The 12,059-nt window shown below is 46.2% G+C and carries 9 protein-coding genes; 7 read left to right on the top strand and 2 right to left on the bottom strand.

Annotated elements, in window-relative coordinates:
• Nucleotides 1-20 precede the first annotated feature (20 nt).
• On the top strand, nucleotides 21-896 hold the full coding sequence (locus tag B5G11_RS11495; RefSeq protein WP_343215507.1) for an alpha/beta fold hydrolase: 876 nt from the start codon (nucleotides 21-23) through the stop codon (nucleotides 894-896).
• A gap of 104 nt (nucleotides 897-1,000) precedes the next feature.
• Here the strand turns inward: B5G11_RS11495 and B5G11_RS11490 are convergent, their stop codons facing one another.
• The gene (locus B5G11_RS11490) at nucleotides 1,001-1,909 is read right to left on the bottom strand and encodes a Bro-N domain-containing protein (protein WP_087253850.1); all 909 of its coding nucleotides are present in this window, start codon (nucleotides 1,907-1,909) and stop codon (nucleotides 1,001-1,003) included.
• A 49-nt stretch (nucleotides 1,910-1,958) separates the two neighbouring features.
• Nucleotides 1,959-2,831 carry a class I SAM-dependent methyltransferase gene (locus B5G11_RS11485; RefSeq protein ID WP_158099269.1) on the bottom strand — a complete coding sequence of 291 codons (873 nt, stop codon included), beginning with the start codon at nucleotides 2,829-2,831 and terminating at the stop codon, nucleotides 1,959-1,961.
• A 188-nt stretch (nucleotides 2,832-3,019) separates the two neighbouring features.
• On the opposite strand from B5G11_RS11485, the gene B5G11_RS11480 reads away from it, so the two are divergent.
• From B5G11_RS11480 to B5G11_RS11455, 6 genes are all read left to right on the top strand, one after another.
• Nucleotides 3,020-4,285, top strand: a complete 1,266-nt coding sequence (locus tag B5G11_RS11480) for a sugar ABC transporter substrate-binding protein (RefSeq protein ID WP_087253843.1) — start codon at nucleotides 3,020-3,022, stop codon at nucleotides 4,283-4,285.
• Nucleotides 4,286-4,375: 90 nt separating this feature from the next.
• The gene (locus B5G11_RS11475; protein ID WP_242959046.1) at nucleotides 4,376-5,239 is read left to right on the top strand and encodes a sugar ABC transporter permease; all 864 of its coding nucleotides are present in this window, start codon (nucleotides 4,376-4,378) and stop codon (nucleotides 5,237-5,239) included.
• A gap of 4 nt (nucleotides 5,240-5,243) precedes the next feature.
• Entirely contained in the window at nucleotides 5,244-6,086 is an 843-nt protein-coding gene (locus tag B5G11_RS11470; RefSeq protein ID WP_242959045.1) for a carbohydrate ABC transporter permease, read from the top strand.
• Nucleotides 6,087-6,098: 12 nt separating this feature from the next.
• Nucleotides 6,099-7,973, top strand: coding sequence for a beta-N-acetylhexosaminidase (locus B5G11_RS11465; protein ID WP_087253837.1), 1,875 nt, complete (start codon nucleotides 6,099-6,101; stop codon nucleotides 7,971-7,973).
• A 231-nt stretch (nucleotides 7,974-8,204) separates the two neighbouring features.
• Complete coding sequence (locus tag B5G11_RS11460; RefSeq protein WP_182466567.1) at nucleotides 8,205-8,855, top strand: hypothetical protein; 651 nt, start codon at nucleotides 8,205-8,207, stop codon at nucleotides 8,853-8,855.
• A gap of 31 nt (nucleotides 8,856-8,886) precedes the next feature.
• Nucleotides 8,887-11,937: a glycoside hydrolase family 2 TIM barrel-domain containing protein gene (locus B5G11_RS11455; protein WP_087169045.1), complete on the top strand. Its 3,051-nt coding sequence runs from the start codon at nucleotides 8,887-8,889 to the stop codon at nucleotides 11,935-11,937.
• Nucleotides 11,938-12,059 lie beyond the last annotated feature (122 nt).

Genomic DNA, 12,059 nt, shown 5'->3' with positions numbered 1-12,059 from the left:
AAAGGACAAAGATTCATGCCGTGGCGTGGAAGCCGGAGAGCCGGAAGGTGAAAGCGGTGATCCAGATCTGCCACGGCATGGCAGAATATATTGACCGGTACGAAGAATTTGCGCTCTGGCTTTGCGGGAAGGGATATTATGTCACCGGACACGACCATCTGGGGCATGGGAAATCCATTTTTTCGGAGGAAGACTACGGCTATTTCCCGGAGAAGCAGGGAAATGAATGTGTCATTGGAGATATCCGAAAATTGTATCTGGCGACAAAGAAGAGATACCCGGACTGCCCGTATTTTATGATCGGGCATAGTATGGGATCTTTTCTACTGCGGCAGTATATCCAGAAATATGGAAGTGAACTTGACGGAGCCGTTATCATGGGGACCGGGTATCAGCCGTACCCGCTGCTTCTGGCAGGAGAGATTCTGTGCAGCCTGATCGGCAGATTCCGTGGAGGCCATTACCGGAGCCGGCTGGTGGACAGCATGGCGTTTGGAAGTTATAACAAGGACTTTGAGCCTGGAAAGATCGGGAGGGAATGGCTTTCCGCAGAAGAGGAAAATGTGGCCCGGTACGAAGCAGATCCACTCTGCGGCTTCCTGTTTACAGTAAGCGGTTACCGCCAGATGTTCCGCGGCATGCGGACACTGACGAAAAAAGGCGTGAAAAAGATACCGAAAAATCTTCCGGTATTCTTTGTATCCGGAGCCAAAGATCCGGTAGGTAATTTTGGAGCCGGAGTATGGAAAGTATACGAACAGTTCCGGAAGGCAGGAATCTCAGATACGACGATCCGGCTGTATGCGGACGATAGGCACGAAATCCTGCATGAAGAAGACCGGATGCAGGTCTTTGAAAAGATTGAGAACTGGATAACAGAACGGATAACAAAATAAAGCAGAAAAAGGGAGCCTTGCTTTGCACGGAGGTGCATAAGCAGGGCTCCTTTTTATACGATAACAGATTGCTGTGTGCCTATATTAAGAGATCGTTGGAATGATTATTTAGTGTTTTCTTCGCTGTCAGAAGCCTCTTCTGGGTGAACTGGCAGTGTGGCGGCATCCTCTACAATATCTGTGATAAGCTGCCGGAAATGATTGGCATTCTGCGAAGTGATTACCGGCTTTCCGGTTTCGGCTTCCAAAGCCTGGCGTGCAATGCCAGCTACATTGCCTCCGCGTTTGGCTACATCCCGATGCTCAGAGAGGTTCTGCGGATTGGCCGTTTTGGAGATGTCTGTCGTAGAAGCCTCCGCGAGCATAGTTAGTACCAGTTCCAGATCACTCATATTATCGCGGAGATTTTCTTTTTTCAATCCTTTCAGATTTTTATACTGGCGTGTCGTCATACCGGACCATGCGCGAGAAATTTCGTCTGTCAGAATCGCATATTCCTTTCCCTTTTTCACACCTCGTTTTTTCCATTCGTCTGTCAACTCATTGCGGATTCGGATGGAAAGAAGCCGTTGATGTATCCATTCTTCAGAATACCCCTTTTTCAGATAGGTTTCCAGTGCACGGTCAATTGCCTGCTCTGGATCAATGGTTTCTTCGATACGTTCTGTGCCGACCATGGCAAGCCAGGCCTTGAACGGCTCGGCTTTTGGGGATGGAACAGACTGGATGATCCGCAAAATCTGTTCAGTGTTGGCAACATCAGTTTTGTAGCGCTTGCCGTCTTTGGGGGATTTCAATTTCAGTTGGTTACAATTTGTAACCGACTGATTTCCTTCATCTTTAAGTCGTTTTTTTAAGACTTTCCAATAATTATTTGGATTTGGACTGTCAGTTAAAACGGCGATTACATCCACAACAGAAAAATACCATTCTTCTTTTTCTTCGTCCCATGCGGTACGGACTTTTTTGTCCTCAAATAACTGAACCGCATCATTATTCTTCAGTTCCCTCATAATAGTTACCTCCCTATTGATAAAAAATAATTATTTAGTGTCTTCCGGCTCATTTTACTCCTCGCACGACCATGATGAGAGACACGTTTGTATCCCACTGTTTTTCGCCCTGATCGTACTGGTGGAGCCGGCGATCATATTTTTCATTGATAAGCCGTATCATTTCATCCCGTTCTTCGGGTGAGACCTGTTCAGGTATAGAATGACATACCGACTCAATAGAATCCAGTTCTGTCTGGCGGGATGCGTTAATCATATCATAAGCCAGTGAGGATGAAATATCTGGATTGTCCGGTGTCAGACTGACAGTTACAAATCCTGTGTGAATCTGTTGAAAACCATAGGATTCCATTGTAAGTGGTAATTCGGCTTCGCTCATCGGATAACGGCAGATTTCATACTGATCTTTTGTATGATCGTATTTCCCGGCTTTATCCCAGAAGCGCTGTTCACGGTCGCTATCGGAAATGACGGGTGCAGGAACCGTAATTCCTTTACGGGAGGAAAGCACGAGACAGACTCCGCCGGGTTTCAGTACCCGAAGCTGCTCCTGAAAGAATGCGGAAGGATCGATATGTTCGCTGACTGTAAAGGAGATCGTAACATCGAAGGTATTGTCCGGATAAGGGAGTTTTGCGGCATCCCCTTCAACAAATGAGATTCCCGGTTCATGCTCTCCGGCAAACTGGATAAATGCACTGTCACGATCCAGCCCGGTAATCTCAGCGTTCGGGTACCAACGGTGAAGAGCGCCTGCCAGAGCACCCGGACCGCAGCCGATTTCCAGAATTTTGAGCTGTGTCTCTTTGCTCAAGTCAAACAGTGTCTGATACTGTTCTGCATACATATCGTGAAACCGTAACCTGCGGGAATAGTATAAGGTTTTTACTCCCTGTATATATTTTGACCAGATGATATTCATAATTGGACACCCCTTTCTGATTGTGTACAGAAAGTATATCATGCAGAGTGAACAAAATCGACAAAAATGGGAAAGTAAAAAAGAAATTTTTGTAACAGCTTGACAAAAAAATACCAGGGGGGGAATGAGTTTATCTGGCCAGGCATTTGACAAGAAAACAATGATATTAGTAAACGAGGGAGGCCTATATGAGAAAACGGTTCAAAAAATTAGGTGCGGTATGTATGACAGCGGCAATGTGTGTTGGGCTGCTGGCGGGCTGTGGCGGCAGTTCGGATTCATCAGACGGCGGAAAGAAGACAGTTTCTATCTGGTTCCCGGCTTATGCGGGAACGGATGCGGAAGTTTCAGACCAGGAATTCTGGGAGGAACAGCTTGCACCATTAGAGAAGGAAGAGAACTGCGAGTTTGATGTTCAGATCCTTCCGTGGTCTAATTATGAGGAGAAATATCTGTCTGGAGTAACATCCGGAAACGGACAGGACATCGGATATATGTCCATGGAGATGATGGGAGACTATATTTCCAAAGATCTTCTTGCAGATATGGATTCTTATTTCGATGATGCAGAAAAGGATAATTATATCTACTATGATTATGGAACAATTAATGGAAAACAGTATGCACTGCCGTTTATTGTTGGAAATGCGCGGGTTCTTGTAGGAAATAAGGCAATTATGCAGCAGGCGGGTATTACACAGATGCCGACGACATGGGATGAATTTATCAGCGCATGTCAGGCAATTCAGGATAACTGTGAAGGTGTGAAGCCGTTTGATATGGCACTTGGCGGAGCATGGGGAAATGTGGATGAAAACTTCCTCCCGTTCTTCTGGAGTGCAGGCGGAGAGCTGGTAGATGAGGATGGCAATGTCACGATTGACACGGAAGAGGGCAGAGAGGCAATGCAGTTCCTCTATGATCTGAGATTTAAGTACAACTTTATCGATGAAGCAGCGACGTCCAACGACGATGCCCGCCCGGATTTTGAGGCAGGAAAGACCGGATTTATGGTGCTTGCGACAAGCAACTGCCTGAATCTGGAAGGAGTAGACTGGGATTGGACGACGGCTCTTGCAGGACCGGACGGACAGGCAAAGACCTTCTTTGCGGCAGATTCCCTTGTGCTCTTTGATAAGTGTGAGGACAAGGAACTGGCAATGAAGGCGATCAAACTGCTCTCCAGTGCAGATGTGATGTCCGCGTTCCACCAGCAGATCACAGAACAGCCGCCGATCACCAAAGATGAGGAATATACAGGAGACGAGCGGTTTAAAGAGCTCTACACAGTGGAAAATGACAACTTCAAGACCATCACTCCGTTTAACAGTGCGGTTTCCCTGTTGACGAAAGTCAATGAAAATCTGCAGTCCATGATGATGGGTGAGATGGAACCGGACGAAGTTCTGAAAAACGCTCAGGATTACTATAACGAAAACCTGGCAGCAGAATAAGGAATTCAAACATACGGACCGGCGGGAAGGTTCCTGCCGGTTCGTGTCAATGTAGTTGAGGTGAGACAGTTGAAAAGAAGAAGACGAGAAATGATACAGGGATACATTTATATTCTTCCGAGTCTGTTTTTTATGGTGTGCTTTTGTCTGCTGCCGATTTTTATGTCAACGTATTTCAGTCTGACAGACTACGATATCATGACAAAAGCCGACTTTATCGGACTGGAAAATTATAAAAAAGTATTCTCGGATAAATATGTGGTGGACGCACTGAAAAATACGTTTATTTATGTTATTGTCACAGTTCCGGTTCAGACCTTTCTGGCGCTTGTTTTTGCGGCGTTTCTGGCGGACAAAATGCAGAATATCGTCGGGAATTTCTTAAGGAGTGCCATGTTTATTCCGGTGATTGCATCTTCGGTTACGGCAGGGGCGATCTGGAGAACAATTTTTGGAACAGACGGCGGTATCATCAATACCATTCTGGGCCTGTTCGGAGTCGGTGAGATCAACTGGCTGGGGAGCTCGAAGACGGCGCTGATCTGCGTCTGCGTGGTGGCGATCTGGAAAAATGTAGGATATTTCCTTGTTATCTATTACGCCGGTATTATGGGGCTTTCGCCGGAACTTTACGAGGCGGCAAAAGTGGACGGGGCGACTTCAATCCAGTCCTTTTTCAAGATTACCATGCCGCTTTTAAAGCCGATCAACTATCTGGTTATCACTCTTGGAATCATCTGGTCCTTCCAGGTATTTGACCTTTCCTACACGATGACAAACGGAGGACCCGGACGGTCGACCGTCACCCTTGTCATGGGAATTTACAATGCGGCCTTTAAAGAATACCGGATGGGATACGCCTGCGCGATGGCGATTCTGCTTCTGATTATCATTTTGATTATCAACATTGTAGAAAACGTATTCTTTAAAGAGAAAAATGAGGCAGCGAGGTGATAAGATGGCACAGAAAATAAGAATGAAAAAAAGAGAACACTGGACGCCGCTTGGTATTTTCGGACTGCTTTGTACGATTCTTGTGACAGTGATCGCGGTGTTTCCGTTTATTTACATGTTCCTGATGTCCTTTACCGAATCCAGGACATTGAAACTTCATCTGGCAGATGTGGACTTTACCAATATGGAAAACTTTATCTATATTTTCCAGAACAGTGGATTTTTGCAGGCGTTTTTCAACAGTGTCGTGGTAGTCGTTGCATCCTGCGTTTTGAATGTGGTAGTATCATGTATGGCAGCATACGGATTTGAAAAGAAACTGTTCCCGGGACGGAAATTTATTTTCCAGATTTATATGATTTCTCTGATGATTCCGGGGCAGGTTACCATGATTCCGCTTTTCGTTATCATGAAAAATCTTGGACTTTTGAATACACGGACGGCGCTTGTCATCACAATGATCGGAGCGTTTTCCGTATTTCTTGTCAAGCAGTTCATGAACGGCGTGCCGGACGAACTGATTGAATCCGCGCAGGTGGACGGATGTCCGGAGTACCGGATTTTCATTCAGATTGTGATGCCGCTTTTAAAGCCGGTGATCGTGACCCTTGTGGTCTTTACCTTTATTTCTGCATGGAATGATTTCCTGTGGCCGTTAATTGCGGCGACAGAAACGGAGCACTACACACTGATCGTAGCTCTGTCTGTTTTGAAAACACAGTATTCCGTCAATTACGGTCTGATTATGGCGGGCTCACTGATCACATTTATTTTCCCGTTTATATTGTATATTTTCCTTCAGAAGCAGTTCGTTCAGGGAATTGCCCTTGGAGGTGTAAAAGGATAACAGGAGGACGATATGAAACTGATTGTAAAGGACTTAAAATTTCAGGAGACTTCGGAGATTCTGCTGAAACATTTTCCGGAAGCACCGGAAGAAGAGCTGGTAATTTATCCGGAGTATACGGAAAAATCCGGATTGAGGGTGCTGAAATGCGGAAACAACGTCAAAATTCAGTACCACCAGGATGTTCAGTATTACCGGGCGCTTGGGATGGTGCTTGGAGATCCGGAGGAAGATATTTCCTGCTCGGAGACCGCGTACACGAGCCGGCTTGGGACGATGTTCGACTGTTCCAGAAATGGAGTGCTTAAAGTCGGGACAGTCAAACGGTACATTGAATATCTGGCGCTTCTTGGAATGAATGATCTTCTTCTTTACACGGAAGATACATATGAGATTCCAAAATATCCGCATTTTGGAGCGCTCAGGGGACGATATACGAAAGAAGAAATCCGGGAGATAGAACGGTATGCCGCGAAATTCGGAGTTGAGCTCGTACCATGCATTCAGACGCTTGCGCATCTGCGGACTTATCTGAGATGGCCGGTTACAGAGCCGATGCGGGACAATACGGATATCCTTCTTGTGGGGGAACCTGCGGTATATGAATTCTTAGAGGACATGATCCGTTCTGTAAGAACTTCGTTTTCAGGCAAGCGCATTCATATCGGAATGGATGAGGCATTTCAGCTGGGGCTCGGTAATTATCTGAGAAAGAACGGATATCAGGACCGTACCGGAATTATGAAAGAGCATCTGGACCGGGTATGCGCGATCTGCCGGAAATACGAGTTTGATCCGATGATCTGGAGTGATATGTATTTCATGCTGGCATCCGAAGACGGACGTTATTACAGTGTTTCCGAAGACTATGAATGGCATGAGAAAGACAAACCGGACAAGGATCTTACACTCGTATACTGGGACTACTACAATGTGTCCGAGGATATGTACAGAAAGATGGTACATCTTCATGGAAAACTGTCCGGTCACATGTATTTTGCGGGAGGAGGCTGGACCTGGAACGGAATCGCGCCGAATTACGCAAGAGCACTGGAAACGACACGGGTTGGGACGAAGGTCATGAAAGAAGCGGGAGCAGACAAATGGTTTTGCACTCTCTGGCAGGACGATGGAGCAGAAACACCGATGGAAACCTGTCTGCTTTCCTTAACATATTTTGCCGAGTGTGCCTACGAAAAAGAAGTGACGAAAGAACGGCTGCATGACAGAGTAAAGGAATTGTTCGGCATCGACAGTGAAGACCTCATGCTTCTTGACCGGTTCGATAATTTTCAGCCGGAGGATCCGTATAATCTGAAGTCGGCAAACCCGTCCAAGCTGGCTCTTTATCAGGATCCGATGCTTGGAATCTTTGACGGGCAGTTTAAAGGAAAAGGGCTCAGGGAATATTATCAGGATCTTGCGGAGAAACTGGAGCAGTGTCTTGAAAAAGAACAGCCGCAAAGAATCAGGAAACTGCTTGCTTATTATCAGAAGCTGGCAGCGTTTCTGGCTGAGAAAGCGGAGATGGGGCTGGAATTAAAGTCCGGTTATGACAATCAGGATAAGGACCGCCTTTGCGTCTGGGCCGGGAAAAGGATTCCTGTATGTCTTACTCTTCTGAAGGAACTGCACGGCATGAGGGAAGAAATCTGGATGGATGAGTGTAAGCCGCAGGGATATGAAGTGATTGATGTTCGTCTGGGGGGAATAAGAAGCCGTCTGGAATCCGCGGCAAAACGGATTTCTGCCTGGATTTGCGATCCGGAGCAGCCGCTTGAAGAGCTGGAAGAAAAGCGGGTATGTTTCTGGCCGGATGAGGACAGAATCTATTCGTTCAACCGGTGGGAGCAGATTGTAAGCGCATCCAATATCAATGAATTGTAAATATTCCATTAATGGGGCATGCCGCATGAGAAATTTATTTTCTCATGTGACATGCTCTTTTTGCGGTTGGTGATTTGAGAGAAACCGGTATTTTGTCTTCTGCTAAATTTCAGTTTTTCCATATGCCGTATTGCAAAAAGAACCGGACGATTTTATACTGAAAACGAAAGAATCCGAACCGGATGGAATTAGAATTCAGACATTACATTTTACAGAAACGGGGATCAAAAAATGAGCAGAAAAGGGAATGAGCTGGTAAAGAGAATGGTCATGATGCTGACAGGCAATCTTTTTATCAGTATTTGTGTCGGATGCTACCGTCTGAGCGGTTTTGGCGTAGATGCTTTTACATGTATGAATCTCGGGATCAGCGGATATCTGGGAATGACATTTGGTACATGGCAGTTGATTATGAATGCAGTGATTCTGGCAGTGGTATTTTTTACGGTGCGGAACTGTATTGGAGCAGGAACGATTGTGAATATGGTGGGAGTCGGATATGGTGCGGATTTTCTATGTTGGCTTGTACAGGATTCTCTGCAGATGGAGATGACATTACCGCTGCGTATCGCGGCACTGATTACAGGGTGTCTGTTTGCCGGTCTTGGGGTTGCGCTCTATATGGCGGCTGAAATGGGAATTTCGCCGTATGACAGTGTTGCTTTGATTATCGGAAAGATGAGCAGAGGAAAGATCGGGTTTCGGTATGCACGCGTTGGAAGTGATATCACAGTTGTAGTTGTCGGAGTGATATTCTGTCTGATGTCAGACAGCTCTCTGTGGACGGTTATTGGTATAGGGACTTTGTGCAATGCATTTTTCAATGGTCCGCTGATACAGTTTTTCCGGGTTCATGTAGCAGACAGAATCCGAAAAAAATAATGGAAAAAAGAAATATGATTACGGAGGATCTATGAAACGAGAAGAAATCAAAAGACATCTGTCTGATCCGGAATTTTTTCAGGAAAACAGAATGAAACCGGTATCGGATCATCGATGGTATGAGACAGAAAAGGAAGCAGTATCAGGGAAGGAGATGCGTTTAAGATACAGCCTGAATGGAAGATGGCGCTTCCTTTATGTGCCGAATCCGGACAGTGTGCCGGATGGATTTGAGAAGGAATCGTTCTCCTGTGAAGGTTGGAATACGATTCCAGTACCGGCACAGATGGAACTAAGCGGCTACGGATCACCGGTATACCGTGATACAGACTATCCATGGAATGGGATTGAAGATGTGAAGCCGCATGAAGTGCCGGAAAAAGACAACCCGACAGGATGCTATGTGACGACATTTTCGGTTCCGGACCGGATGAAGGGAAAAAGAATCCAGATCCATTTTGAAGGTGTGGAGACCGCGTTTCATTTCTGGGTGAACGGGATTTATGCCGGATACAGCGAGGACAGCTATACGCCGGCTGTATTTGAGATTACGGATTTTCTCAAAGAAGGAGAAAACAGACTCGCGGTGGAAGTATCCCGTTTTTCTTCCGGGGCATGGCTTGAAGATCAGGATTTCTGGAGAATGGGAGGAATTATACGGGAGGTCGCTCTGACGGCGATACCGGATCTGCACATTCGTGACATCGAGGTAAAGACGGATCTGGACATTACATATACGAATGCCGGAGCAGAGGTCTGCATTTTACTGGACGGAGCAGATGACGGAGAAATATGCTGGACACTGGCAGACGGTCTTATCCGCATGGACAGTCCTTTTGAAAAGGAAGAAAAGGAAATTATGGCAGGAAGGGTCCAAATTCATGACGGCAGGGCGGAGATTTCGTTTGAGGTTCCGCAGGCAAAACTTTGGAGCGCCGAACTTCCCTACCTTTACAGACTCCTTTTGACGGTATGTGATTCTGCAGGAACCATACAGGAAGCAGTTCCGTATCTGATCGGATTTAGAAAAGTGGAGATAAAAGATGCAGTACTTCTGTTTAATGGAAAGCGTTTGCGGATAAACGGAGTGAACCGGCATGAATTCTCACCATCAAAAGGCAGGGCGGTCGGAATGGAAGAGATGGAATGGGATATCCGGTTTTTGAAAAAGAACAATTTTAATGCCGTGAGAACAAGTCATTATCCAAATCAGACGGCCTGGTATGATCTGTGCGACAGATTCGGAATCTATGTCATGGATGAGGTGAATCTGGAGACACACGGAACATGGCACACGATGAAATTTGAACACACACTGCCGGGAGATTTTCCACAGTGGAGAGAAGCGGTTATAAGCCGGGCGGAAGCGATGCTTGAAAGGGACAAAAACCATGCCTGTATTTTCTGCTGGAGCGTAGGAAATGAGTCATGGGGCGGGAAAAATCTGTATGACATGAGCATGTATTTCAGAAAAAGAGACAACAGCCGTCCGGTACACTATGAAAATGTCTGTCATACACCGGAATGGGCAGGAACGACAGATCTGGAAAGCCGGATGTATGCCTCGCCGCAGAAGGCAGAAGAATACCTGAAAGATCATCCGGAGAAACCATATGTGTTGTGTGAATATGCTCACTCCATGGGAAATTCTACAGGCAATCTGGATGAATATACGAGACTTTTAGATCAGTATCCTCAGTACTGCGGTGGTTTTATATGGGATTATATTGATCAGGCGCTTTACAAAAAAGGACCGGATGGAAAGGAATATCTGGCTTATGGAGGGGATTTTGGAGACAGACCGTCCAATTACGCATTCTGTGCGGATGGTGTGATTTTTGCGGACAGGACACTTTCCCCGAAAATGCAGGAGGTTCGTTACCTGTATCAACCATATGAGCTCATCCCGGAGGAAGATGGAATACGTATAAAGAGCAGACAGCTGTTTGAGACAACCGCGGCGTACCGGCTCAGATGGACGCTGGAAAAAGATGGACAGGTATTGCGCCGGGGCAGCACAGATGTGGAAATGGGACCTGGAGAAGAGGTGAAAATACCATGCAGCTTTTTGGCAGGCGACGAGCCGGGAGAATATGTCCGGACAGCCGCGCTTGTCTATAAGGAGAGTACACCGTACGCAGAAGAAGGAGAGGAATTCTGTTTTGGACAGTCGGTGGAAATGGTGGGAAGCCGGAAAGTCAAAAGAGAAGAGTCCGCTGCAGAACCGGAAATTGTAGATGGAGATTTTTCTGTTTCTGTCGTGGGCAGGGGATTCCGTATTACCTTTGAAAAAGACAATGGAAAAATGACTGCATGTAAAATTGGCGGGAAAGAGCTTGTCTATCATATCGGCCATACATTAAAGCCGGAGTTCTGGAGAGCGCCGACAGACAATGATGCAGGGTACCGTATGGCTGAGAAGTGCGCACCGTGGAAGACGGCATCTTTGTATCCAAAAGTGAATCAGGTAGATATCCGGAAAGAAAAAGAAGGACTGGAAGTTGAGACAACATATCAGTTGTTTGAAGGTGTGACATGTACGGTTTCTGTTTTGGTAAACGGGGAAGGAACGATGAAAGTCACGGAGAAATACAATGGATTCCCGAATGTGCCGGATCTGCCGTGTTTTGGAATGTCCTGGAAGCTTCCAAAAGAGTTTTCACGGGTAACATGGTATGGAAAAGGACCGGAAGAGACTTATTGCGACCGGGCATGCGGAGGACGTATCGGCGTATTCCAGACGACGGCGGAGAAAGGGATGACACCTTATGTCAGACCTCAGGAATGCGGTAATCATACAGATACCAGATGGATAGAGCTGACGGATCAGGAAGGATGCGGTATTCGGATTGAGGCGGACAGAAACTTTGATTTTTCCGTACTTCCTTATACATGTCATGAGATTGAATCCGCGGAGCATGCCTATGAACTTCCTCCGGTATATGCTTCTGTCCTGCGGATTATGGAAAAACAGACAGGAGTCGGAGGAGACAACAGCTGGGGTGCATGGGCACATGAGCCGTATCTGGTAAAAGGAAACGAAGAAAGGACATTTACATTTTATATCCGTCTGCTCGGATAAATCTGAAAGAAAATCATGCATTTTTTGAAAAAGCATTTGACAGACGGGAAAAAACGGGGTAATATAACCATATCGCGTGACAAAGGTGTCAGATCGAAAGACGATCTGGCACCTTTTTTTAT

This window comes from Drancourtella sp. An57, from assembly GCF_002161525.1.
GTDB lineage: Bacteria > Bacillota > Clostridia > Lachnospirales > Lachnospiraceae > Sellimonas > Sellimonas catena.
This window is presented reverse-complemented; position numbering and strand designations above follow the sequence as displayed.